Source organism: Pseudomonas entomophila (genome assembly GCF_013523125.1).
In the GTDB taxonomy this organism is placed as follows: domain Bacteria; phylum Pseudomonadota; class Gammaproteobacteria; order Pseudomonadales; family Pseudomonadaceae; genus Aquipseudomonas; species Aquipseudomonas entomophila_B.
Window position 1 is genome coordinate 76,141 of sequence record NZ_JAAMQJ010000015.1, and the last position, 25,485, is coordinate 101,625.

Here is a 25,485-nt window from a genome sequence, read left to right on the forward strand (position 1 = left end):
ATGCCAAGGTTCATCGCTCCCCTGCTAGCCCTTACCCTGCTGTTGGTCGGCACCTGCGCCCAGGCCAGCTACATCACCCGCCAGCTGAACAAGCCGGTGCCGGGCGGCGTGGCGGTGGTCGACCTCGGCCCTTCGGCACAGCCCCCCAGCGCGCGCTTCGAGGGCAAGCCGGTGCTGGTGGTGAAGGAACAGGACACCTGGCTGGCGATCGTTGGCATCCCTTTGACCCACAAGCCGGGCCAGGCGGTGGTGATGCAAGGCTCGCGCAGCCTGCCGTTCATGGTCGGCAGCAAGAAGTACCCTGAACAGCACATCACCCTGAAGAACAAGCGCCAGGTCAACCCGGAGCCCGACGACCTCAAGCGCATCGAACGCGAGCTGGCCGAACAGACCACCGCCTACCGCAGCTTCAGCCCGGTCTTGCCGAGCAACCTGCTGCTGGACAAGCCGGTCAACGGTCCCTTGTCGAGCAAGTTCGGCGTACGCCGTTTCTTCAATGGCGAAGAGCGCAACCCCCATGCCGGTCTGGATTTCGCGGTGCCGGCGGGCACGCCGATCAAGACACCGGCCAATGGCAAGGTGATTCTCATCGGTGATTACTTCTTCAACGGCCAGACGGTGTTCGTCGATCACGGCCAGGGGTTCATCAGCATGTTCTGCCATCTGTCGCGCATCGACGTGAAGAAAGGCCAGGACCTGCGCCGCGGCGAGGTGGTCGGCCGGGTCGGCTCGACGGGGCGCGCCACGGGGCCGCACATGCACTGGAACGTGAGCCTGAACGATGCACGGGTGGACCCGGCGATCTTCATCGGCGCATTCCAACCCTGAACCCGGTGGGTGGACAGGTTTCGAGCGTGCGCCGGTGGTGAAACCAGGGACGTGGGCACGCCAGTCTGGCCCCTCTTTCGATCAATGCTTTCCTCGCGCAATAAAATGCATGCTTTTTTTCTAAAAGCGCCTGTCAGGTTACCCCTGACCTGCCTTTATGATCATTCCTCTCAATTTTTCTACTATGCTTGCCATTCCTTGCACCTGTGGTTAGGGTTGGATGCATGACGACTCCACTCACCCTCATTCTGCTCCGCCAGCATCGCAGCCTTTCCCTGGTCAGCGCACGACTATCGGGTTGAGCCGCGTTACCCCGCTTTCGACCGGTTATCGTCTGGCAGGCCCGATCACGGCCGCTCATTAAAGGATTGCACCATGTCCATGCTCAAAGACCCTTCTCGCAAGTACCGCGCGTTCCCGACCATCGACCTGCCCGACCGCACCTGGCCGTCGAAGGCCATCACCCAGGCGCCGATCTGGTGCAGCTCCGACCTGCGTGATGGCAACCAGTCGTTGATCGAACCGATGGACTCGGCGAAGAAGCTGCGTTTCTGGCAGACCCTGGTGCACGTGGGCGTGAAGGAAATCGAAGCCGCCTTCCCCTCCGCCTCGCAGACCGATTTCGACTTCGTGCGCACGCTGATCGAAGACGGCCACATCCCGGACGACACCACCATCCAGGTGCTCACCCAGGCCCGTGAAGACCTGATCGCGCGGACCTTCGAATCCCTGCGCGGCGCCAAGCAGGCCATCGTTCACCTGTACAACGCCACCTGCCCGTCGTTCCGCCGCATCGTCTTCAACCAGGACAAGCAAGGCGTCAAGGACATCGCGGTCAACGCCGCCAAGCTGTTCGTCAAGTACGCCGCGCAGCAACCCGAGACACGCTGGACGTTCCAGTACTCGCCGGAAACCTTCAGCGCCACCGAGCTGGAATTCGCCAAGGAAGTCTGTGACGCGGTGATCGAGGTGTGGAACCCGACGCCCGAGCACAAGATCATTCTCAACCTGCCGGCCACCGTCGAAGTGGGGACGCCCAACGTCTACGCCGACCAGATCGAGTGGTTCTGCCGCAACGTCAACCGTCGCGACAGCGTGATCATCAGCCTGCATACCCACAACGACCGTGGTACCGGCATCGCCGCCACCGAGCTGGGCCTGATGGCCGGTGCCGACCGTGCCGAAGGCTGCCTGTTCGGCAATGGCGAGCGCACCGGCAACGTCGACCTGGTGACCCTGGCCCTGAACCTCTACACCCAAGGCATCGACCCGCAGCTGGACTTCTCGGACATCGACGGCGTGCGCAAGGTCGTCGAGGAGTGCAACCAGTTGCCGGTCCACCCCCGCCACCCGTACGTGGGCGATCTGGTCCACACCGCGTTCTCCGGCTCGCACCAGGACGCCATCCGCAAGGGCATGAGCAAACAGCAGGACGGCGAACTGTGGGAGGTGCCCTACCTGCCCATCGACCCGGCCGACATCGGTCGCAACTACGAGGCGGTGATCCGCGTCAACAGCCAGTCGGGCAAGGGTGGCATCACCTACCTGCTCGAGCAGGAGTACGGCATCAGCCTGCCGCGCCGCATGCAGATCGAATTCAGTCAGGTGGTCCAGGGCGAAACCGACCGCCTGGGCTTGGAAATGACGGCTCAGCAGATCTACAGCCTGCTGCAGAAGGAATACCTGCAAGCCAATACGCCCTATGCATTGGTCAGCCACCGCCTGCGGGAAGAGAACGGCCACAGCGCCGTGGAAGTGGACGTCGCGGGTGAAGGCGAGACCACCCTGAAATGGTCCGGCAAGGGCAACGGCGCCCTGGAGGCGCTGGTCGCCGGCTTGCCGGTGGCGGTCGAGATCATGGACTACAACGAGCACGCCATTGGCGCAGGCACTCATGCCAAGGCCGCCGCCTATATCGAGCTGCGCGTGGCGGGTGGACGTCCGGTCCACGGGGTGGGCATCGATGAAAACATCACGACGGCCAGCTTCAAGGCCTTGTTCAGTGCGCTGAACCGTTCGTTGAGCCAACAGAACGCCAAGGCGGCCTGAGCGCCTGACGCATGAAAAAAGCCCGCATCCAGGATGCGGGCTTTTTTGTTTCTGGCAGCTCGAGCGCGCGGGTTTGCGTGAGCGCCCTCCAGACCGAGCGCTCGACACCTTGCCCTTAGTCGAACAGTGCCATCGCCTCGGCGCTGCACTCGGTGATGCGACCCCAATCGCCGTTCTTGATCCAGCTGCTGTCGAGCATCCAGGTGCCACCCACGCACATGACGTTGGGCAAGGCCATGTAGTGGCGTGCGTTGCTCGCGTTCACGCCCCCCGTCGGGCAGAAACGAATGTCGCCGAAGGGGCCGGCGAAGGCCTTGATCGCCGCGACGCCGCCAGCGATCTCGGCCGGGAACAGCTTGAAGCGGCGGTAGCCCAGCGCATAGCCGGTCATGATCTCCGAAGCCGTGCTGATGCCTGGTAGCAGGGGAATGTCGCTGTCCACACCGGCCCTGAGTAGCTCCGACGTGATCCCCGGGGTCACCACGAATTGCGCACCGGCAGCCTGCACGGCAGCGAACATCGTGCAATCGAGCACGGTGCCAGCCCCCACGCACAGCTCGGGCCGCTGCTCGCGCAGCACCTCGATGGCCTTGAGGCCATGCTCGGAACGCAAGGTCACTTCGAGCGTACGAATGCCGCCCTCGGCCAGGGCGTCGGCCAGTGGCAGGATGTCCTGTTCGCGGGCAATGGTGATGACCGGAAGAATGCGGGCGCGCTCGCACAAGGCGTCGATGCGCGCCACCTTCTCGGGCATGGTCAGCAGAGGCTGAGGGCGTTCAAGCGTGGGCATGGCTGGGAATCCTTGGCTCATGGGCACCAGTACAGATGCAACGGGTCCTGAAGAAATGCGCGGATCGGCATCAACGCGGCATCATCGCCGGCCAGTGCCTCGCGCAGGGTCGCGAGCTTGCCCTGCCCTTGCACGGACAAAGCCGTGAAGGCGGCAGTGGCCAGCAGCGCGCGGGTCATGCTCAAGCGTTGATGGGGCACACTGGGTGCAAGCATCGGCAGGCAGCGGTGCTCGCCGGTGCGCTGCAGCCCGGCGCGCACCTGCGGGCTGGCCGGGAACAGCGAAGCGGTGTGACCGTCGTCGCCCATGCCGAGGACCAGCACATCGATCGGCGGCAGATCGACCAGGGCGCGGTCGGCCGCTTCGGCAGCGGCGTCCAAGGTGTCGGCCGGGCGGTACAGGCCAACGAAGCGAGCCTTGGCCGCCTCCCCCTTGAGCAGATGCTGGCGCAACAGTCCGGCATTGCTGTCGGCATGTTCCACCGGCACCCAGCGCTCGTCGGCCAGGCTCACCACCACCTTGGACCAGTCCAGCGGCTGACTGGACAAGGCCTCGAGAAACGGCACCGGGCTGCGCCCACCGGACAGCACCACGGTCGCTTGCCCCTTGGCGTCTATGGCCTGGCGCAGCCGCTCGGCCACATCCTGGGCCAGACCGGTGGCCAATGCACGGGCCTCGGTGAACGTGTGTGCCTGCACGTTGGCTGGCAGTCGCAGTTCAGATATCGCCATACCATGACCTCCCATCGCGTGTAATCAGGGCGACCGCACTCATCGGCCCCCAGGAACCGGCCGCGTAGGGCCGAGGCATGTCGCCGGCCTGCTTCCAGCCGGCGATCAGTTGATCGCACCACGCCCAGGCGTGCTCGATCTCGTCCTTGCGCACGAACAGGTTCTGGTTGCCGCGCATCACTTCCAGCAACAGCCGCTCGTAGGCGTCGGGGATACGGGCGCTGCGGCGCCAGGTGTCGGAGAAATGCAGCTGCAGCAGGTCGCTGCGCAGGTGCATGCCCTTGTCCAGCCCTTGCTCCTTGGTCATCACCCGCAAGGAGATGCCTTCGTCCGGTTGCAGGCGGATGACCAGCTTGTTGCCGATCTGCAGGCGCTGCTCCGGGGCGAAGATGTAGTGCGTCGGTTCCTTGAAATGGATGACGATCTGCGACAGCTTCTGCGGCATGCGCTTGCCGGTACGCAGGTAGAACGGCACGCCCGACCACCGCCAGTTGCGAATGTCGGCGCGCAGGGCGACGAAGGTTTCGGTGTCGCTCTGGCTGTTGGCGTTGTCTTCGTCCAGGTACCCTGGCACCGGCTGGCCATCGCTGTGCCCGGCGATGTACTGGCCACGCACCACACGGCTGCCCAGCCCTTCGCCGGTGATCGGCGCCAGGGCCTTGAGCACCTTGACCTTCTCGTCACGGATGCTGTCGGCCGACAGGTCGCCCGGCGGGTCCATGGCGATCAGGCACAGCAGCTGCAGCAGGTGGTTCTGGATCATGTCGCGCAACTGGCCGGCCTTGTCGAAATAGCCCCAGCGGCCTTCGATGCCGACCTTCTCGGCCACGGTGATTTCCACGTGGGAGATGGAGTTCTGGTTCCACTGGGTCTCGAACAGGCTGTTGGCGAAGCGCAGAGCGATGAGGTTCTGCACGGTCTCCTTGCCCAGGTAGTGGTCGATGCGGTAGACGCGGCTTTCCGGGAAATACTGGGCCACGGCATCGTTGACCCGGCGCGACGACTCCAGGTCGTGGCCGATGGGCTTTTCCAGCACCACACGGGTGCGCTCGGCCAGGCCGACCCCATCGAGGTGTTCGCAGATGGCCCCGTACACGGCAGCGGCCGTGGCGAAATAGGCGATCAGCGGCTGATCAGGCGTGACCGCCTCGGCCAGGCGGCGATAGCCGTCGCGCTCGAGGAAATCCAGGTGCAGGTAGGTGATGCGGGCCATGAACCCTTGCATGGCCGTCTCGTCCACGTCGCTAGCCGGCAGGTAGCGCCGCAGGTGGCTCTCGATCGAGGCCAGGTGCGCGTCGTCGCTGCCGGCCTCGCGAGCCAGGGCCAGCAGCCGGGTATCCGGGTGCAGCAGACCGGCTCGGTCGAGCTGGTACAACGCCGGGAACAGCTTGCGCAGCGCCAGATCGCCAAGGGCGCCGAACAGGCCGAAGGTACAGGGTTCTACGCTGATCGCAGGCATGATGTTGGGTTCTTTCATAAATTGACCCTAGGAATACCGGTTCATTGGCTTTTTTTCAAGGGAATATGTAGTAATAAACACAACATTATCGGGCAGCGTGTGCATACAGGTGGTGCGCGCACGACAGCTGCCAGTAGGATAGACCTCACAAACGGCCCGCTGCTTCGCCAGCCGGTCGCCCCCCTGACTCAAGGACACCCCATGGACCGTGTGCGAAATCTCCTGGAACAGATCCAGGGACGCCTCGAGGATTTGAACAAGGCCGAGCGCAAGGTGGCCGAAGTCATCCTGCTCAACCCCCAGCAGGCCACGCGCTTCAGCATCGCGGCGCTGGCCCAGGCGGCGAAGGTCAGCGAACCGACCGTCAACCGTTTCTGCCGCTCGTTCGGCGTCAGCGGCTACCCCGAACTCAAGCTGCAACTGGCGCAGAGCCTGGCCAGCGGCGCGGCCTACGTGAGCCGCGCGGTCGCCGAGGACGACGATCCGGCGGCGTACACCCAGAAGATCTTCGGCAGCGCCATCGCGTCGCTCGACAGTGCCTGCCAGCAACTCGACCCGCAGCAGGTCAGTCGTGCGGTGGACATGATGATCCAGGCGCGGCAGATCCACTTCTTCGGCCTTGGGGCTTCGGCGCCGGTCGCCCTGGACGCCCAGCACAAGTTCTTCCGCTTCAACCTGGCGGTGTCGGCACATGCCGATGTGCTGATGCAGCGAATGCTGGCGTCGGTGGCACATACGGGGGATCTGTTCGTGATCATTTCCTACACCGGTCGCACGCGCGAGCTGGTGGACGTGGCGCGGCTCGCCCGGGAAAACGGCGCTTCGGTGCTGGGCCTGACCGCGGCCGGTTCGCCGCTGTCCCAGGCGTGCAGCCTGAGCCTGCACATCCCGCTGCCCGAGGACACCGATATCTACATGCCGATGACCTCGCGCATCATCCAGCTGACCGTGCTCGACGTGCTGGCCACCGGCATGACCTTGCGCCGTGGCGTGGATTTCCAGCCACACCTGCGCAAGATCAAGGAAAGCCTCAACGCCAGTCGCTATCCCGTCGAGGATAGCGACCTGGGTTGAAAGGTCAGGCCGACCGACTCAGAAGGTTGACGAGACCTTAAGGCCCATGACCCAGGCGTCATCGACCTGGCTGACACCGCCGGGACGCTTGATGAACTGCACGTTGGGGCGCACGGTCAGCCAGTCTGTGACGTGCACGCCATAGTAGAGTTCGGCGTCGTATTCGCTGCCGCGCAGCGGGACGAACCCGGGGTTGTCGTAGTCGTCGATGCCGCTGAGGGTGTTGAGCAGCGTAGCCCGCTTGCGCACGTCCTCGTTGACATGGATACGGGCCACGCCCAGGCCGATCACGTCCTTGGGACGGGCATCGAAGGCGCCGGTGTAGAGCACGCCGAGCTGCTGGTAGTTGTCGATCAGGTTGGTCGACTTGTCGTGGACGGTGGCGTTGGCGAACACGCTCAGGCCTCGACTAGCGTCCGACGCCCGGGAGGTCAGCTGCTGCTGCGCCACCAGCCAGGCCCCATGCTTGCTGCCATGGGACTTGAAGGCCTTGCCGGTGAGGGCCTGCTCCTGACCGTCGACGTCCTTGTGCAGATCGTCCGCCGACGCGCTGCTGCGGTAGTAGCCCAGGCGGTACTCACCCGGCAGCCCACCCGGACGCGGGGACCAGATCAGTTCGACCGGCACGATCGTGCCGCGACTGCCGCTGCCGCTCAGCTTGAAGCCGTTGCCGGTTTCCAGGTTGGACGGGTTCTGCTCGAACACTCCCACTTGGACCGCCAGTTCGGGCGAGACGTTGTATTTCAGGCGCCCGCCCCACTGGCTCACAGGCCAGTTGTACCAGATGTCACCGACCCAGTTGCCGACCTGCGAGCCGCACAGCGCCAAGTTCTGGAACTCGCACGGGAAGCTGTTGAACTCCTCGCCCGGGCCGTAGCGGCCGACCTTGAGGTCCAGGGCGCCATCCAGGTAGGTCTGGCGGAGCCACAACTGCGTCAGGCGCCAGGTCTGGCCACGCCCCCAGACTTCCTGCACCGAGCTCAGGTGCCCGGCACGCGGGTCGCCGATGCGGTCATTGGACAGGTTGCGCCCGCTGCGCTCGGTGATGCCGATCTTGAACTCGGCATTCTTCCAGCCCAGCACCTTGTCCAGGTCCGTCAGCAGGCCGAAGGCGAACTGGTCGCTGTAGCGCGCCGTGCGGTCATGGTCGTAGCCGCCATGCACGTTGGTCGCCGCCTCGCCCACGTACTGCAGGCTGAAGTTGTAGCCTTTCTCGATCAGCTCGGTGCGGGTGCCGCCCCAATCCCCGCTCATCCAGGGTGAATCCGTCGCGAACGGTTCGAATGCCTGAGCTTCGCCGCTGGCGATGACGCCCAGCAGACCCAGCGCTCCCAGCGCGCCCATGCGTTTGCACTGCTCCATGATGTGTTTCCTCTTCTTGTTATGGGTATCCAACACGTATCAGCAGCCCTGCTCCAACGGGGCCGCGCCCTGCTCGGCCGACAGCACGGGCGAATGGCGCAAGCGCTCGCCGGTCGCGCTGTCGAACAGCAATACCTTACTGGCGTCGAGCGCCAGGTCCACGTCATCGCCCGCCCGACAGGCCACGTCCGGTGCCAGGCGACAACAGACGTTGGTGTCATTGAGCGTGACGAACGCCAGCAGGTCCGGGCCGGTCGGCTCCGTGACCTGGACGCGCGCGCGAATGCCGGGCAGTGCAGTGCCCTGCCCCAGGCGGGTGCTGATCTGTTCTGGGCGGATACCCAAGGTGACCGTTCGTTCTCGTAGTTCGGGCGTCATGCGCCCAAGTGGCAGTTCATGCAGCCCCTGGCCACTGTCCAACCGTGCCAACGCCAGGCCGTCGCGCTCGACGACGGTCGCCGGAATGAAGTTCATCGGCGGCGAGCCGATGAAGCTGGCCACGAAGCGGTTGGCAGGGTTGGTATAAATGTCGCGGGGCGTGCCGAACTGCTGGATGATACCATCCTTCATCACCGCCACCTTGTCGCCCAGGGTCATCGCCTCGATCTGATCGTGGGTCACATAGACCGTAGTGGTCCTGAGCCGCTGGTGCATCAGCTTGATCTCGGTGCGCATCTCCACCCGCAGCTTGGCATCCAGGTTCGACAGCGGTTCGTCGAACAGGTAGATCTTCGGCCGACGGGCCAAGGCACGCCCCATGGCCACGCGTTGCTGCTGGCCGCCCGACAGCTGGCCGGGCTTGCGTGCCAGCAGGTGTTCGATCTGCAGCAGCCGGGCGACCCGGTCCACCTCGGCGTCGATCTCGGCCTTGGGCAGCTTGCGGATCTTCAGGCCGAAGGCGATGTTGTCGCGCACGCTCATGGTCGGGTACAGCGCATAGGACTGGAAGACCATCGCGATGTCGCGGTCCTTGGGGCTCATGCCGCTGATGTCGGCGCCGTCGACCAGGATGGCGCCGCCGCTGATGTCCTCGAGCCCGGCGATGCAGTTCATCAGGGTCGACTTGCCGCAGCCGGACGGGCCGACCAGGATCAGAAACTCGCCGGAGTCGATCGCCAGGTCGATCGCCTTGAGCGTGTCCGGCAGGCCGCTACCGTAGTGTTTGTTGACGTTGCGTAATTCGAGCCGTGCCATGTCTCACCCCTTGACCGCGCCGGCGGTGAGGCCGCGCAGGAAATATTTGCCAGCCACGACGTAGACCATCAGGGTCGGTAACCCGGCGATCAGTGCCGCTGCCATGTCGACGTTGTATTCCTTGACCCCGGTGCTGGTGTTGACCAGGTTGTTCAAGGCCACGGTGATCGGTTGCGCATCGCCACTGGCGAATACCACGCCGAACAGGAAGTCGTTCCAGATCTGGGTGAACTGCCAGATCAGGCACACCATGATGATCGGCAGCGACATCGGCAGCAGGATGCGCGTGAAGATGGTGAAGAACCCCGCGCCATCCAGCCGCGCCGCCTGCACCAGGGCCAGCGGCACGCTGCAGTAGTAGTTGCGAAAGAACAGCGTGGTGAAGGCCAAACCGTAGACCACGTGCACCAGCACCAGCCCGAGCGTGCTGCTGGCCAGGCCCAGCTTGCCGAGGGTGAAGGACGCCGGCAGCAGCACGGTCTGGAACGGCAGGAAGCAGCCGAACAGCAGCAGGCCGAAGAACAGCTGCGAGCCACGGAAGCGCCACATCGACAGCACATAGCCGTTCAAGGCGCCGAGCAACGTGGAGATCAGCACGGCAGGCACGGTGATCTTCACCGAATTCCAGAAATGCCCGCCCACCGCGTCCCAGGCCTTCAGCCAGCCGATCCCGGTGATCACGTCAGGCCAGCTCAGCAGGTTGCCGGTGCGGATGTCCTCGGGCGACTTGACGCTGGTCAGCAGCATCACCACCAGCGGGACCAGGTAGAGGGCGCAGGCCGCCAGCAAGGTGGCGTGAATGGCCAGGCGGCTGGGCGCGTACCAGCGAGGACTAGTCATGGCGCTTGTTCCTGAGTTCGGAGTACAGATACGGCACGAGGATGGCGAGGATCGCGGCGAGCATCAGGATCGCGCTGGCCGAGCCCATGCCCATCTGCCCCCGGCTGAAGGTGAACGAGTACATGAACATCGCCGGCAGATCCGAGGCATAGCCCGGCCCGCCCGCGGTCATCGCCGCGACCAGGTCGAAGCTCTTGATGGCGATGTGCGCCAGGATCATCACCGCGCTGAAGAACACCGGACGCAGGCTCGGCAGGACGATGCGCAGGTAGATGCGCGGCAGGCTGGCGCCATCGACCTGGGCCGCACGCACGATCGACGGGTCGACGCCGCGCAGACCGGCCAGGAACAGCGCCATGACGAAGCCCGACGCCTGCCAGACCGCCGCGATCACCAGGCAGTAGATGACCCGCTCCGGGTCGACCAGCCAGTCGAAGCGAAAACCCTCCCAGCCCCAGTCGCGCAGCAGCTTGTCCAGGCCCAGGCCGGGGTTGAGCAGCCACTGCCAAGCGGTGCCGGTGACGATCATCGACAGCGCCATCGGGTAGAGGTACACCGTGCGGATGAAGCCTTCGCGGCGAATGCGCTGGTCCAGCAGCACGGCCAGGACCACGCCGATCACCAGGCTGATGCCGATGAACAGGCTGCCGAACACCAGCAGGTTCTTGCTGGCGACCCACCAACGGTCGTTGCCCAGCAACTTGATGTATTGCTCGAATCCGGCCCAGCGGTAGTTGGGCATGAAGGTCGAGCGGGTGAAGGACAATACCAATGTCCAGAGGATGTAACCGTAAAAGCCCACCAGGACGATCAGCATGCTCGGCGCCAGCACCAGTTTCGGTAGCCAGCGCTGTAACGCGTCCAGGGGTGCGGCCCGCGACGGGGCGGCGACTGTGGTCATGCTTGGGTCTCCAGAGGCGAGAGGCAGGGTGCGCGGCGTCAGACCGCCACGCACCTGTCACGCGAAAGCGTCAGCGCGCGGCCTTGATCGCCGCGTTCAACTGTTGAGCGGCCTTGGCCGGGTCGGCCTTGGGGTCGTTCATGAAGTTGCTGACCACATCGAAGATTGCGCCCTGCACGGCCAGCGAGGAGGCCATGTTGTGCGCCATGCTCGGTTGCAGACCCTCGCCCTGCTCGGCCTGCTTGAAGTCCTTGGAGGACTGCTGGGTGCAGGCGTCGAAGGCGTTCATGGCCATGTCCTGGCGTACCGGCAACGAGCCCTTGGCCTGGTTGAAGGCGGTCTGGAAGGCCGGCTCCAGGGCGGCCTTGGCCAGGTCGTTCTGTGCGGCGATGTCTTTTTCGTCCTTGAGCTGGAACATGGCCAGCGAATCGATGTTGTAGGTGAAGCTGCCCTGGGTACCCGGGAACGGTACGCACTGGTAGTCCTTGCCCGCCACCTTGCCGGCGGCGGTCCATTCGCTCTTGGCCCAGTCGCCCATGATCTGCATGCCGGCCTTGCCGTTGATGACCTCGGCGGCGGCGATGTTCCAGTCACGCCCGGCGCGGTTCGGGTCCATGTAGGTGCCGAGCCGTTGCAGGACGCCGAAGGCCTTGACCATGTCCGGGCCGGTCAGGGTCTCTGGATCGAGGTCGACGAAGGCACGGTGGTAACCGACCGGGCCGAGCACGCTCAACACCACGTCCTCGAATACGGTACTGTCCTGCCAGGGCTGCCCGCCGTGGGCCAGCGGCTGGAAGCCAGCGGCCTTGAGTTTGTCGGCGGCGGCGAACAGTTCGTCGAGGGTGGTCGGCACGCGGGCGCCGGCCTTTTCGAAGACGCTCGGGTTGATCCACAGCCAGTTGGCGCGGTGGATGTTCACCGGCACGGCCACGTAGTGACCGTCGTACTTCATGATGTCGGCGACCTTGGCCGGCAGCAGCGCGTCCCAGTTGTTGGCCGTGGCGACCTCGTCCAGTTCGGTGAGCAGACCGAGGGCGCCCCACTCCTGGATGTCCGGACCCTTGATCTGGGCGGCAGCAGGCGGGTTGCCAGCGACTGCGCGGGTCTTGAGCACGGTCATGGCCGCCGCACCGCCGCCGCCGGCGACGGCATTGTCCTTCCAGGTGTAACCGTCCTGGACGATCTGATCCTTGAGGGTCTTGACGGCGGCGGCTTCACCCCCGGAGGTCCACCAGTGCAGCACCTCGACGGTGCCCTTGTCGTCGGCGAACGCCGCCAGGGGCATCAGCGAAGCGAGGGAAATGGCAGTGGCGATACGTGTGAACGTAGTCATGGGCAATACCTTGTTGTTGTTATGCGAAGTCGTTTCGAGCGAACGATTCCTGGCCAATGACGGCATGGCCGGTATTGGGCAAGGAGTCTAACCAGACCTTCAGGCCTGGCAGGTCACGAAAGGTTGGAGAAATGTCACCGGATGGTGACATTGCATGGCCAATGGCCGCAGGGCTCACCGGGGCAGGCTCAAGGTCACACGCAGGCCGCCCTGGCGCAGGTTGAGCAGGCTGACTTCGCCGCCATGGCTGTGGGCGATGTTGCGCGCGATGCCCAGCCCCAGCCCATAGCCTTGCTGCTGCTGGCCCAGGCGGACATGGGGCTCGAAGACCTGCTCCAGCTGCTGGGCCGGCACGCCTGGCCCCTGGTCGTCGACCTGCAGGACGAACCCGCTGGGGCTGTCGAGCACTCGCAGGTGAGCACGCTCGCCGTACTTGATGGCGTTGTCGATCAGGTTGCCGATGCAGCGGCGCAGGGCCAGGGGTTTGCCAGGATACGGTGACAGGCTGCGCCCCTCCAGGGTGACACGGCCGTCCTCCAGGTAGGGTTCGGCCAGCAGCTGCAACACGTGGTCGAGGTCCACCGGCTCGACGTTCTCATGGATGTCGGTGTCTTTCACGCATTGCAGCGCGCCCTTGACCAGCAGTTCCAGCTCGTCGAGGTCACGGGTGAAGCGCGCCTGCACCTGCTCGTCCTCGAGCAGCTCGACGCGCAGCCGCAAACGCGTGATCGGTGTGCGCAAGTCGTGGGAGATCGCGCTGAACAACTGGCCCCGCTCGGTCAGGTAGCGGGTGATGCGTTCGCTCATGCTGTTGAAGGCGCGTGCCACGTCCGCCACCTCACTGCCCCCACCCACGGGCACCGGTGCCACCTCGCCGCTGAGCGACATGTCCCGTGCCGCGCGGGCCAGCCGCTTGAGCGGACGGCTCTGCCAGTGCACCAGCAGGCCGATGAACAGCAACAGCAGCACGCTGGTGATGCCCATGAACAGCAATTGCTGACGCGGCAGCTCGGGAGGCTCCGGCTCGGTGTAGGGCGCCGGCAGCAGCGAGGCGATGTACAGCCATTCGTTCTCGGCCAGGCGGATCTGTGTGACCAGCACGGGCGGATCGAGCGGTTCCAGGGTGAGGGAATAGTGCGCCCAGGAGCGTGGCAGCTCGTCCAGGCGCAGGCCACTGTTGAAGATCCGTAGCTCGCCGGGGCTGACGAAATTCACCTCGAACTGCACGCCCTCGCCCAGGCGCTGGCCCAGCACCTGGCGAAACACGTCGATCACGGCCTGCTTGCGCGGCGTCGCTGGCAGCGTGCGCATCTGCAAGGCGTGCTGATTGAGCGAGACGAAAAAGCGTGTGCCGCCCATGTGCCGCAGCTGGTCCAGCACCATCGGCCGATAGGCCACCGGCAGCGAACGCAGGTAACTGGCGCTGGCGCCCATGGAATGGGCCAGGCTGCCCGCGCTGGCCTGCAGACCCTGCACCTGGCTGGCGCGCCATTGCGAGACCCAGACCAGGCTCGAAAGCGCCTGGGCGAGCGCCACCACCAGCAGCGTCAGCAACAGCATGCGCCCCAGCAGCGAGCGGGGCAGCAGCCGCCAGCGACGCTCAGCGACCGGTGCTGACATGCGCGGCCAGCAGGTAGCCACTCCCCCGTACGGTGCGGATCAACCGCGCCGGCCGGTCCACGTCGCGCAAGCGCTGACGCAGGCGGCGCACGGCCATGTCGACCACGCGGTCCAGGGGCATCGGCTCGCGGCCACGGGTCACGTTGCCGATGGTGTCGCGGTCGAGGATCTGCTGCGGGCGCTCGAGAAACAGCTTGAGCAGGGCGAAGTCCGCCCCGGACAGCAGCACTTCCTCGCCATCGCGGTGGAACAACCGGTGGCTGACCGTATCCAGGCGCCAGTCGTCGAAGATCAGCACTGCCGAGCCGGTGTCGCGGGCGAACGACGAACGACGCAGCAGGGCCTTGATGCGCGCCTGCAACTCCCGCGGACTGAAGGGTTTGCCCAGGTAGTCGTCGGCCCCCAGCTCCAGGCCGATGACCCGGTCGGCCTCGTCCGAGCTGGCGGTCAGCATGATGATCGGTACCTGGCCGCGCCGAGGATGCTGGCGCGTCCAGCGGCACAGGCTGAAGCCGTCCTCGTCGGGCAGCATCACGTCCAGGATCACCAGGTCGCAGTGGCCCGTGTCGAGGGCCTGGCGAAAGGCCTGGCCATCGGCGACGGCGTGCACCTCGAAGCCGGCGCGGCTGAGGTAGGTGTGCAGCAGTTCGCGAATCTCCTGGTCGTCATCGACCAGCAGAATCGAATGTCCGGCAGTGCTCAACGGTAATTCCCTCTGACAAGCACGCGGGTCTACGCCCGCTGTAATCCGTGTTCGAGCGATTGTTGCAAGGCAACGCCGGCCCCGAGCAGACCGGAGAACGGCGCCGTCACCAGCCAGATCGGGATGCCATCGAAGTAATCGCTCATCACCCCCTTGTCGCACAGGCTGTCGGCGAAGCCGCTCTGGCGGAACAACTCGACGAAGCGCGGGATGACGCCGCCGACGATGTACACCCCGCCGCGGGCGCCGAGGGTCAGCACATGGTTGCCGACCACCCGGCCGAAGAAGCGGCAGAACTGCTCGATCACCGCCAGTGCCCGGGGCTCACCCCCGAGCGCGGCATCGGTGATCTGGGCAGGCGAGTCGTGCCGGGGCCGGTCGCCGTCCAGGGCGCACATCGCCTCGTACAGGCGTACCAAGCCACCGCCGCTGAGCACGTGCTCGGCGCTGACATGACCCAGGCTGGCGTGCAGCTGCTGATGGATCGCCGCTTCGCGCACGTTGCTCACCGGCAGGTCGACGTGGCCACCCTCGCCAGGCAGCGCCAGCCAGCGGCGCCCGTCGAGGTGCAGCAGGCCGGCCACGCCCAGGCCGGTACCTGGCCCGATCACCAGCGCCGGTCGCGTCAGGTCGGCCTGGCCGTCACGCATCGACTGGTACTCGTCCGGCGCCAGGCAGGTCATGCCCAAGGCCATGGCCGAGAAGTCGTTGATCAGCAGCAAGTGCTCGACGGCCAGGCGCGTGCAGAAGGCATCGCGCTGGATGCGCCAGGGGTTGTTGGTGAAGTGGAATTCGTCGCCTTCGACCGGCCCGGCCACCGCCAGGCACACGGCCGCCAGGCCACCGCGGGCAATGCCCTGCTGTTCGAGGTACAGCTCGATGGCGTCCTCGACGCTGTCATGTTCGGCGGTCGGAAACACCTGCACCGCGTGCAGTCGATGATCTTGCCAGAGCGCGAAACGTGCGTTGGTCCCTCCGATGTCGCCTACCAGCAGGGCTGTCATTCCAGATTCTCCAGGGCCGAAGTGAAGGCGCTGGCGCCCTGCTCCGCCGAGCTGAAGGCCACGCGCATGAAGCCAAAGAGCTCGCGCCCGCACCCCAGGTCGTTCCCGGTGGGTGCGGGTGGCATGTCGCGTGCGGCCAGTTCCTCGGCCGACACCAGGACCTGCAGCGTGCCTTCGGCGCCGTCTACGCGCACCCTATCACCATCGCGGACTTTTGCCAGCAGGCCACCGTCATAGGCTTCCGGGCAGACATGGATCGCCGCCGGAATCTTGCCGGAGGCGCCGGACATGCGCCCGTCGGTCACCAGCGCGACCTTGAAGCCGCGGTCCTGCAGCACACCGAGGAACGGGGTGAGCTTGTGCAGTTCCGGCATGCCATTGCAGCGCGGCCCCTGGAAGCGCACCACGGCGACGAAGTCGCACTCCAGCTCGCCGGCCTTGAACGCGTCGGCCAGCGATTGCTGATCGTGGAAGACCCGCGCCGGGGCCTCGACCACCCGGTGCTCAGGCGCCACGGCCGATACTTTCATCACGCCCCGGCCCAGGTTGCCCTGCATCACCCGCAGCCCGCCTTCGGCGGAGAACGGCCGCGCCACCGGGCGCAGGATGCTCTCGTCGAGGCTGTCCCGCGGCCCGTCGCGCCAGACCAGGCGCCCTTCGTCGAGAAACGGCTCCTGGGTGTAGCGACGCAGGCCCGGACCGACCACGGTCTGCACGTCGTCGTGCAACAGACCGGCGTCGAGCAGTTGGCCGATGAGGAAGGCCATCCCCCCGGCGGCCTGGAAATGGTTGATGTCGGCCTTGCCGTTGGGGTAGACGTGGGCCAGGGTCGGCACCACCTCGGACAGGTCGGCCATGTCCTGCCAGGTGAGTTGCAGGCCGGCCGCCTGGGCCATGGCCGGCAGGTGCAAGGTATGGTTGGTCGAGCCCCCGGTGGCATGCAGGGCGACGATGGCGTTGACCATCGACTTCTCGTCGACGATCCGGCCCAGGGGTGTGAACGTGCCACCGGCCTTGGTCAGGCGCGTGACCTGCCGCGCGGCTTCGGCGGTGAGCGCGTCGCGCAACGGTGTATAGGGGTTGACGAAGGAGGCGCCAGGCAGGTGCAGGCCCATCACTTCCATCAGCAGTTGGTTGGTGTTGGCCGTGCCGTAGAAGGTGCAGGTGCCCGGGCTGTGATAGGACTGCATTTCCGCCTCGAGCAGTTCTTCACGGCTGGCCTTGCCTTCGGCGTAGCGCTGACGCACGTCGGCCTTTTCCTTGTTGGACAGCCCGGAGGGCATGGGACCGCCTGGAACGAAGACCGTCGGCAGGTGCCCAAAGCGCAAGGCGCCCATCATCAGGCCGGGGACGATCTTGTCGCAGATGCCCAGCAGCAACGTGGCGTCGAACAAATTGTGCGACAGCGCGATCGCGGTGGACATGGCGATGACTTCACGGCTGGCGATCGCCAGCTCCATGCCCGGTTCGCCCTGGGTCACGCCGTCGCACATCGCTGGCACGCCGCCGGCGAACTGGCCGACCGAACCAATGTCGCGCAGGGCCTGCTTGATCTGCTCGGGAAAGTGCTGGTAGGGCTGATGCGCCGAGAGCATGTCGTTGTAGGCCGAGACGATGGCGACGTTGGCGGCGTTCATCAGCCGCAGGCGTTGCTTGTCCTCGCCCCCGCACCCGGCCACGCCGTGGGCGAAGTTGGCGCATTGCAGGCTGGCGCGGACCGGGCCATCGCTGGCGGCGGCATCGATCAGCGACAGGTAACGCTCACGCGTACGACGACTGCGAGCGATCAGTCGCTCGGTAACCTCAAGGATGCGCGGGTGCATGATGACTCGACTCCAGGCTGACGTTCAGGGGCGGTCTTGAGCGTCCGGCTCGCACATCGTCAGGGCTGAGAAGCACATGCCCGGACCATCGGTAAGCCTGAAGTGCTCGACTGCTCGTTGTAGGTTTGATAAAAATTCTGCCACTACCGGGGCTTGTTTTCTATCATTGAACGAATAATCTTGTAATTCCAACAACAAAATCGTTTCAGTGACGCGACATTCTTGTCACAGCTTTCTTCCCTTCGCCAGAGGTATCGCCCATGACCCTTCGCATTGCCATCAACGGATTCGGTCGTATCGGACGCAACGTCCTGCGCGCACTCTACAGCCAGGGCTACCGCCAGGACCTGCAGGTGGTCGCCATCAACGACCTCGGCGACCTCGCGGTCAATGCCCACCTGCTCAAGCACGACAGCGTACACGGCCTGTTCGACGCCGAGGTGCACGTCGAGCAGGACAGCCTGACGGTCAATGGCGATCGCATCGCGTTCAGCGCCATCCGTAACCCGGCCGAACTGCCATGGCGCGACGAACGCATCGATGTGGTGTTCGAATGTACCGGGCTGTTCACCGACCGTGACAAGGCCGCGGCGCACCTGACTGCCGGGGCAGCCAAGGTCATCGTTTCGGCACCGGCCAAGGGCGCCGATGCGACGATCGTGTACGGGGTCAACCATGACCAGTTGCGCGCCTCGCACCAGATCATTTCCAACGCGTCCTGCACCACCAACTGCCTGGCACCGGTGGCCCAGGTGCTGCACCGCGAATTCGGCATCGAGCATGGCCTGATGACCACCATCCATGCCTTCACCAACGACCAGGTGCTGATCGATGTCAGCCACAAGGATCCCTACCGTGCCCGCGCCGCCACCCAGTCGATGATCCCGAGCAAGACCGGGGCGGCCGAAGCGGTGGGCCTGGTGCTGCCGGAACTGGCCGGACGCCTGACCGGGATGGCGGTGCGCGTGCCGGTGATCAACGTGTCGCTGGTGGACCTGACCGTGACCTTGGAGCGTGAGGCCACGGTCGACGCGGTGAACCAGGCGCTGAAACAAGCCAGCGAGCATTCGCCGGTGCTGGGCTACAACACCTTGCCGCTGGTGTCCTGCGATTTCAATCATGACCCTCGGTCGTCGATCTTCGACGCCAATCACACCCGCATCAGTGGCAGGATGCTCAAGGTCATGGCGTGGTACGACAACGAGTGGGGGTTCTCCAACCGGATGCTGGACACCTGTCTGGCGGCGTGGCGTGCGGGTGAGTGATGCATGCCGAGAAGAAGGGTTGAGGTAGGAAGCGGGCCGGATCCTTCAGCGACAGGATCCGACCACGCGTCGCCTGTATCGCGGGCAAGCCCCCACCTATGAATGAGCTGCGCCGCAGAAGGATAGGCCGCCGCACGTCCATGTGGGAGCGGGCTTGCCCGCGATGGGCTGCAAGGCAGCCCCGTGCCGCTCAGAGCCGTACTCTGCACCTCAATGATCGTGGTGCAGGTACTCGGCCTGCTTGGGCAGCCGCAGGCTGAACAGGAAGGCGATCGCCATCATTGCCGTGACGTACCAGTAGAAGGTGTTCTCCATCCCCAGGGACTTGAGCCCCAGCGCCACGTATTCGGCCGACCCGCCGAACATCGCATTGGCCACCGCATAGGCCAGCCCGACACCCAGTGCACGCACCTGCGGCGGGAACATCTCGGCCTTCACCAGGCCGCTGATGGAGGTGTAGAAGCTGACGATGCACAGCGCCAGGCTGACCAGCACGAAGGCCATGAACGGGCTGCTCACCGTCTTGAGCGCCATCAGCAACGGCACGGTGAACACGGTGCCCAATGCGCCGAACAGCAGCATCGAGGTACGCCGGCCGATCCGGTCCGAGAGCATGCCGAACAGCGGCTGCAGGCACATGAACAGGAACAGCGCGCCGGTCATGACGAAACTGGCGTCCTTGGCGTGCATGCCTGCCGTGTTGACCAGGTACTTCTGCATGTAGGTGGTGAAGGTGTAGAAGATCAACGAGCCGCCCGCGGTGTAGCCCAGCACCGTGACGAACGCGGCGCCATGATTGCGGAACAGGCCGGCGACGCTGCCGGCTTCGGCGCTCTGCCGGGTTTCCGCGCTGCTGGTCTCCTTCAGCGAGCGGCGCAGCATCAGCGAGATCAGCGCGGCGATGGCCCCGACCACGAAGGGGATGCGCCAGCCCCAGGCCCGCAGCTCGTCCTCGGTGAGCACCTGCTGCAGGATCACCACGACCAGGACCGCCAGCAACTGCCCGCCGATCAAGGTGACGTACTGAAACGAGGCAAAGAAGCCGCGCTGCCCGCGCAGGGCCACCTCGCTCATGTAGGTGGCGGTGGTGCCGTACTCACCGCCGACCGACAGACCCTGGATCAGCCTCGCCACCAACAGCAGCAGCGGCGCCCAGGCCCCAATGCTGGCGTAGGTCGGCAGGCAGGCGATGACCAGTGAGCCGAAGCACATCATCAGCACCGAAATCATCAGCGAATGCTTGCGCCCCCGGCGATCGGCGAGCCGCCCGAAGATCCAGCCGCCGATCGGACGCATCAGAAAGCCGGCGGCGAATACGCCGGCGGTGTTGAGCAGTTGCACGGTCGGGTTGTCCGAAGGAAAGAACACCGGCGCGAAGTAGATGGCGCAAAAGGCATAGACGTAGAAGTCGAACCACTCCACCAGGTTGCCCGACGAGGCGCCCACGATCGCGAAGATGCGCTTGCGGCGCTCGTCCTGGGAATAAGGCATTGAAGTCATGGTGGGGTGCTCCCGAATAATTATAGTGTGAGTCTAGACATAACTAGTAACAACACCGTTCCGCAGGGCAGGGACCTATACCCGCTCGATGGCCAGCGCCAACCCTTGCCCCACGCCCACGCACAACGTCGCCAAGCCCATGCGCCCGCCGCTCCTCTCCAACTGATGCAAGGCCGTCATGACCAACCGTGCGCCGCTCATGCCCAGCGGATGACCCAGGGCGATGGCGCCGCCATTGGGGTTCACCTGAGGCGCATCGTCCGCCAATCCCAACCCGCGCAGCACCGCCAGGCTCTGGCTGGCGAACGCCTCGTTGAGCTCGATGACGTCGAAATCGCAGACCTTAAGCTTCAGCCGCTCGAGCAGTTTGGTCACCGCCGGCACCGGACCGACGCCCATCACTCGCGGCGCCACGCCGGCACTGGCCATGCCCAGCACCCGCGCCCGTGGCGTCAACCCATGCCGCCGCACGGCCTCGGCCGACGCCAGGATCATCGCGGCGGCGCCATCGTTGACGCCCGAGGCATTGCCTGCCGTGACGGTCTTGTCAGCCCCATTGACCGGCTTGAGCCGCGCCAGCGCCTCGAGGGTGGTGTCGGCACGCGGATGTTCGTCACGCTCGACCCAGGTGTCGCCTTTCTTGTGCACAAGGCGCACCGGTACGATTTCCTCGGCGAAGAAGCCCGCCGCCTGGGCGGCGGCCGCACGCTGCTGGCTTCGCAGAGCGAAGGCATCCTGATCGGCGCGCGAGATGCGATGCTCCTCGGCGACGTTGTCGGCCGTCTGCGGCATCGAATCGACCCCATGCGCCGCACGCATCGCCGGGTTGACGAAGCGCCAGCCGAGGGTGGTGTCCTCGAGCTGCTGGGTGCGCGCATAACCGCTGTCGGCCTTGCCCATGACGAATGGCGCCCGGGACATGGACTCCACCCCCCCAGCAACGGCCAGTTCCATTTCGCCACTGGCGATGGCACGAAACGCCGTACCGATCGCTTCCATGCCGGAGGCGCACAGACGATTGAGCGTCACCCCGGGCACCGACTCGGGCAGGCCTGCCAGCAGCGACGCCATGCGCGCCACGTTGCGGTTGTCTTCGCCTGCCTGGTTCGCGCAGCCGAGAAAGACTTCGTCGAGCTGCGTCCAGTCCACCGACCGGTTGCGCTCGACCAGAGCCTTGAGCGGCACCGCCGCCAGGTCGTCGGCGCGTACGCCGGCCAGAGCCCCGCCATAGCGGCCGATCGGGGTGCGGACCGCATCGCACATGAAGACATCGCGCATCGTGCTTCTCCTGCCTGTCGGCCATGAGGCCAGATGGACAGCAGAATAGTGAGAGGATCTCGAGCGCTACAATCCAGCCACCGCATCTGTGGGCGGTTACCGAACACATTCAGCGCTTCTACCCCTAAGCGAGCGTAAGACGCTCGGGCCGCTCCCGGTTGCCGTTCAGGCGAACAGCTGCGCGCACAGGTCGCGACTGGCAGCCAGCAGGATGGGCAGGAACCGCTGCTCGAGTTCGCCCCGCGTCACACGCCCGACATGGGTACTGACGTTGAGCGCGGCCAGCACCTGCCCGGAGGCGTCGTACACCGGCACGGCAATCGAACGCAGGCCTTGCTCCAGTTCCTGATCGACCACGCACCAGCCCTGCTCGCGGACCTGTCGAATGCACGCCAGCAATGCAGCAGGCTCGTGCAGGGTGCGACTGGTGCGCGGCTTCATGTCGGCCCGCTCGAGATACTCTTGCAAGCTGGCATCGTCCAGCGCGGCCAGCATGATACGCCCCATCGACGTGCAGTACGCCGGCAACCGCCCACCCACCGACAGGTCCACCGAGATCAGCCGCTCGACGGTGGCCGACCGGGCGATATAGAGGATGTCGTCGCCTTCGAGCGTGGCCATGTTGGCCGCTTCGTGCAATTGCTCGCTGATGCGATCCAGGTAGGGCTGCGCAGAGACGGCCAGCGGGGTCGACGACAGGTAGGCATGGCCCAGCGTCAGTACCTTGGGCAACAGGGAATAGGTACGCCCGTTGGTGGTCGCGTACCCCAGCTTCATCAGGGTGTGCAGGCACCGTCGCACGGCCGCGCGCGGGATTTCGGTCCGGTGGCTGATCTGTGCGATGGTCAGATGACGCTTACGCTCCTGAAAGGCCTGGATCACCGCCAGCCCGCGGGCCAGCGACGTCATGAAATCCGGGTCGCCCGTGAAGGCCTGGATCCGCTTGGCGGGCGAAGCGACGATCGGTGGGGCTAGCCCAACCGCCACGGGAGGCGCCTGCGGCACCGGATCGCAGGGGATGGCCGGCTCTTGTTCGTTCATGCGTCACCTCGAAGCGCTTGGTTTGTGCGATTATCGGACAATCGACCGATAATCGCAATTGACCGGCGATACATTTGCTTATACCTTGAGTGGGCCCATGTGGCTTCTTTGGAGAGACTGGTCAGGTACCCACCGTGGAAGTCCCTAGGCACGGCCTTGCTCCGTGGCGAGGCCGTCTCACCCTCTCTTCTGCTATTTCAGAACTTTCCTACAAACAACATCTCATATGATCATGAGCGATTGATTGATTGCAGACTGTCGAGCCCTCAACTTCGCCGCTGGCCCGATACAATGAAGACCTTCATGGAACAGCGGTGGGCAGAGTGGCTATAATCGCCAGCGCGCCTTGCCATGACGCTTGAATGCCTGGATCCAATCCAATCGTTCGGACGCTCGACGCAGCGCCCTGTCGAGAGGCGCCTGCCGCCTCCAATCTTGTTTGAACCGAGTTGCTACGACACGTTGTTTGCCTTGGCCACGTAGCCGCATGCCGTCTGCATGCAGTCGCCAGGCTTCATTAATGATCGATGGATACTACTGTGACGAAAGATGAACTGCGCGCCGAACTCGAGCGTCAGGCCGACCGTTACAAGGATGTGTACGGTGGCGAAGTCACCACCTATGCCGCTCAACCGGAACCTGAGCGCAAACCGTGGCGCAAACGCTCCACGGTCCAGGACCAAGTCTTCGCTCAAGAGTTGGAGAAGATGGAGAAAGAGTTACGGGACGACAAGCTCTGAAGGTGCCCTTCCCGTAACGCATCGCTCGATGGCCCTTTCGAGCATGCGCTTCGTGCAGGGCTGACCTGTAATTTGACAAATTTCATGTCTTTTTTCGGCGCTGTCCCAGTAGTTCATTTTGCTCCGTTTGGCGACACATTCGCTGGCGATCGAAACGACTCATGGCGCGATCGGCCTGAACCGAAGACCCGTGACCTACCCAGCCCCCAGGCCTCGGTTCGTCGCCGGTTGCTTCAGGGGGGGATCGATTGCCAGGGTTTTCTGGCATAATCCGCCCCCCCTACGACCGCCAGACAAACTTCATGATCGATTTATTCAGCGGACTGGATGCCTGGGTTCTGGTGAGCCTGGTACTCGCCGTCACCTTCGTGCTCGCCTTCGAGTTCATCAACGGTTTTCATGACACCGCCAATGCGGTAGCCACCGTCATCTACACCAAGGCCATGCCACCACACCTGGCCGTGTTCCTGTCCGGTGTCTTCAATTTCCTGGGCGTGCTGCTGGGCGGCGTCGGCGTGGCCTATGCCATCGTCCACCTGCTGCCGGTCGAGCTGTTGATCAACGTCAACACCGGGCACGGCCTGGCCATGGTCTTCTCGTTGCTGGCTGCAGCCATCACCTGGAACCTGGGCACCTGGTACTTCGGCATTCCGGCCTCCAGCTCGCACACGCTGATCGGCTCGATCCTCGGCGTAGGTCTGGCCAATGCCCTGATCAACGACATTCCGTTGGGCGATGGGGTCAACTGGCAGAAGGCGATCGACATCGCCCTTTCCCTGGTGGTGTCGCCCGTGGCGGGCTTCGCGGTCGCGGCCCTGGTGCTGATCGGCCTGAAGTGGTGGCGCCCGCTGTCGAAGATGCACAAGACCCCGGAGCAGCGCCGCAAGCTCGACGACAAGAAGCATCCGCCGTTCTGGAACCGTCTAGTCCTGGTCATCTCGGCCATGGGCGTGAGTTTCGTGCACGGCTCCAACGATGGCCAGAAAGGCATCGGCCTGATCATGCTGGTGCTGATCGGCATCGTGCCGGCGCAGTTCGTGCTCGACCTGGGCAGCAGTACCTACCAGATCGAGCGCACCCGTGACGCCACGCTGCACCTGAGCCAGTTCTACCAGCGCAACGAAGCGACGCTGGGTGAGTTCCTGGCCCTGGGCAAGGCCAAGACGGGCGATCTGCCGGAGCAGTTCAGCTGCGACCCCCAGCAGACCGAGCCGACCATCACCGCCTTGCAGCGCACGCTCAAGGGCGTGACCGACTATCACGCACTGCCGTCCGAGCAGCGCGTCGAAGTCCGCCGCTACCTGCTGTGCCTGGACGACACGGCCAAGAAGGTCGGCAAGCTGCCAGGCCTCGACGCACGCGAGAAGTCCGACCTCGAGAAGCTGCGCAAGGACCTGACGGCGACCACCGAGTACGCTCCGTTCTGGGTGATCGTGGCCGTCGCGCTGGCCCTGGGCCTGGGCACCATGGTCGGCTGGAAGCGTGTGGTGCTGACCGTGGGCGAGAAGATCGGCAAGCAGGGCATGACCTATGCCCAGGGCATGGCCGCCCAGATCACCGCGGCCTGTGCCATCGGCATGGCCAACGTGTTCAGTCTGCCGGTCTCGACCACCCACGTCCTGTCCTCCGGCGTGGCGGGCACCATGGTGGCGAACAAGAGCGGCCTGCAAGGCGGCACGGTGAAGACCATCCTGATGGCCTGGGTCCTGACCCTGCCGGCCTCCATGGGCCTGGCTGCCGGGCTGTTCTGGCTGGCGTCCAAAGCGCTGGCGTAAGGCGGCAAGCGGCAAGCGGCAAGCGGCAAGCGGCAAGTAAGCGCCGCTTGCCGCTTTCGGTTCAACCCTGCAAGCAAAATCACGCTTCCCCTCACGCATCCACGCTACCCCTCTGGCCTCTTCTTGCAGCTTGCCACTTGCCACTTGCGGCTCGCCCTTCCGCTTTTCCCCTCCC

General features: G+C 65.0%; 21 protein-coding genes. 6 read left to right on the forward strand and 15 right to left on the reverse strand.

The genetic code is table 11. The features are described 5' to 3' along the window. Positions 1–828, forward strand: a complete 828-nt coding sequence (locus G7007_RS10385; RefSeq protein ID WP_181101486.1) for a peptidoglycan DD-metalloendopeptidase family protein — start codon at positions 1–3, stop codon at positions 826–828. Positions 829–1,203: 375 nt separating this feature from the next. Beyond that, on the forward strand, positions 1,204–2,877 hold the full coding sequence (leuA, locus tag G7007_RS10390) for a 2-isopropylmalate synthase (RefSeq protein ID WP_181101488.1): 1,674 nt from the start codon (positions 1,204–1,206) through the stop codon (positions 2,875–2,877). 115 nt (positions 2,878–2,992) lie between these two features. Here leuA and G7007_RS10395 read toward each other — a convergent pair whose 3' ends face one another. Genes G7007_RS10395 through zwf form a run of 3 tightly spaced genes read right to left on the reverse strand, consistent with a single transcriptional unit; the run spans position 2,993 to position 5,857 of the window. Then, a complete protein-coding gene (locus G7007_RS10395) occupies positions 2,993–3,667 on the reverse strand; it encodes a bifunctional 4-hydroxy-2-oxoglutarate aldolase/2-dehydro-3-deoxy-phosphogluconate aldolase (protein WP_181101490.1) in 675 nt (224 codons plus the stop codon). Positions 3,668–3,684: 17 nt separating this feature from the next. Then, entirely contained in the window at positions 3,685–4,398 is a 714-nt protein-coding gene (gene pgl, locus G7007_RS10400) for a 6-phosphogluconolactonase (RefSeq protein WP_181101492.1), read from the reverse strand. Continuing rightward, entirely contained in the window at positions 4,385–5,857 is a 1,473-nt protein-coding gene (gene zwf, locus G7007_RS10405; protein ID WP_181101494.1) for a glucose-6-phosphate dehydrogenase, read from the reverse strand. The genes pgl and zwf overlap by 14 nt, the downstream gene beginning before the upstream one ends. A 210-nt stretch (positions 5,858–6,067) precedes the next feature. On the opposite strand from zwf, the gene hexR reads away from it, so the two are divergent. Further along, a complete protein-coding gene (gene hexR / locus G7007_RS10410; protein ID WP_308852292.1) occupies positions 6,068–6,931 on the forward strand; it encodes a DNA-binding transcriptional regulator HexR in 864 nt (287 codons plus the stop codon). 18 nt (positions 6,932–6,949) lie between these two features. Here hexR and G7007_RS10415 read toward each other — a convergent pair whose 3' ends face one another. The 9 genes from G7007_RS10415 to edd all read right to left on the reverse strand — a co-directional run bounded on the left by G7007_RS10415 (position 6,950) and on the right by edd (position 17,711). Further along, positions 6,950–8,293 (reverse strand): carbohydrate porin, encoded by a 1,344-nt coding sequence (locus G7007_RS10415; RefSeq protein ID WP_181101498.1) that lies wholly within the window; start codon positions 8,291–8,293, stop codon positions 6,950–6,952. 39 nt (positions 8,294–8,332) lie between these two features. Next, positions 8,333–9,487 (reverse strand): ABC transporter ATP-binding protein, encoded by a 1,155-nt coding sequence (locus tag G7007_RS10420; RefSeq protein ID WP_181101500.1) that lies wholly within the window; start codon positions 9,485–9,487, stop codon positions 8,333–8,335. Between the two features lie 3 nt (positions 9,488–9,490). Beyond that, positions 9,491–10,327, reverse strand: a complete 837-nt coding sequence (locus tag G7007_RS10425) for a carbohydrate ABC transporter permease (RefSeq protein ID WP_181101502.1) — start codon at positions 10,325–10,327, stop codon at positions 9,491–9,493. Continuing rightward, complete coding sequence (locus G7007_RS10430; protein ID WP_181101504.1) at positions 10,320–11,228, reverse strand: carbohydrate ABC transporter permease; 909 nt, start codon at positions 11,226–11,228, stop codon at positions 10,320–10,322. The genes G7007_RS10425 and G7007_RS10430 overlap by 8 nt, the downstream gene beginning before the upstream one ends. 70 nt (positions 11,229–11,298) lie before the next feature. Beyond that, positions 11,299–12,561 (reverse strand): ABC transporter substrate-binding protein, encoded by a 1,263-nt coding sequence (locus G7007_RS10435; protein ID WP_181101506.1) that lies wholly within the window; start codon positions 12,559–12,561, stop codon positions 11,299–11,301. Between the two features lie 174 nt (positions 12,562–12,735). Next, positions 12,736–14,181 (reverse strand): ATP-binding protein, encoded by a 1,446-nt coding sequence (locus G7007_RS10440; protein WP_181101508.1) that lies wholly within the window; start codon positions 14,179–14,181, stop codon positions 12,736–12,738. Next, positions 14,162–14,884, reverse strand: coding sequence for a response regulator (locus tag G7007_RS10445; RefSeq protein WP_060392738.1), 723 nt, complete (start codon positions 14,882–14,884; stop codon positions 14,162–14,164). The genes G7007_RS10440 and G7007_RS10445 overlap by 20 nt, the downstream gene beginning before the upstream one ends. Before the next feature lie 29 nt (positions 14,885–14,913). Further along, the gene (locus G7007_RS10450) at positions 14,914–15,888 is read right to left on the reverse strand and encodes a glucokinase (protein ID WP_181101510.1); all 975 of its coding nucleotides are present in this window, start codon (positions 15,886–15,888) and stop codon (positions 14,914–14,916) included. Further along, positions 15,885–17,711: a phosphogluconate dehydratase gene (edd, locus tag G7007_RS10455; RefSeq protein ID WP_181101511.1), complete on the reverse strand. Its 1,827-nt coding sequence runs from the start codon at positions 17,709–17,711 to the stop codon at positions 15,885–15,887. Before edd ends, G7007_RS10450 begins: the two co-directional genes overlap by 4 nt. A 260-nt stretch (positions 17,712–17,971) precedes the next feature. Between edd and gap the strand changes: the two genes are divergently transcribed. Then, the gene (gene gap / locus G7007_RS10460; protein ID WP_181101516.1) at positions 17,972–18,976 is read left to right on the forward strand and encodes a type I glyceraldehyde-3-phosphate dehydrogenase; all 1,005 of its coding nucleotides are present in this window, start codon (positions 17,972–17,974) and stop codon (positions 18,974–18,976) included. Positions 18,977–19,186: 210 nt separating this feature from the next. Here the strand turns inward: gap and G7007_RS10465 are convergent, their stop codons facing one another. From G7007_RS10465 to pcaR, 3 genes are all read right to left on the reverse strand, one after another. Further along, positions 19,187–20,476, reverse strand: coding sequence for an MFS family transporter (locus G7007_RS10465; protein WP_181101518.1), 1,290 nt, complete (start codon positions 20,474–20,476; stop codon positions 19,187–19,189). 75 nt (positions 20,477–20,551) lie between these two features. Continuing rightward, entirely contained in the window at positions 20,552–21,754 is a 1,203-nt protein-coding gene (gene pcaF, locus G7007_RS10470; protein ID WP_181101519.1) for a 3-oxoadipyl-CoA thiolase, read from the reverse strand. 165 nt (positions 21,755–21,919) lie between these two features. Beyond that, entirely contained in the window at positions 21,920–22,795 is an 876-nt protein-coding gene (gene pcaR, locus G7007_RS10475; RefSeq protein WP_258198536.1) for a pca regulon transcriptional regulator PcaR, read from the reverse strand. Between the two features lie 539 nt (positions 22,796–23,334). Between pcaR and G7007_RS10480 the strand changes: the two genes are divergently transcribed. Together G7007_RS10480 and G7007_RS10485 are read left to right on the forward strand one after the other, a co-directional pair. Beyond that, a complete protein-coding gene (locus G7007_RS10480; protein ID WP_181101521.1) occupies positions 23,335–23,535 on the forward strand; it encodes a hypothetical protein in 201 nt (66 codons plus the stop codon). A gap of 302 nt (positions 23,536–23,837) precedes the next feature. Then, positions 23,838–25,310 carry an inorganic phosphate transporter gene (locus tag G7007_RS10485; RefSeq protein ID WP_181101523.1) on the forward strand — a complete coding sequence of 491 codons (1,473 nt, stop codon included), beginning with the start codon at positions 23,838–23,840 and terminating at the stop codon, positions 25,308–25,310. Positions 25,311–25,485 lie beyond the last annotated feature (175 nt).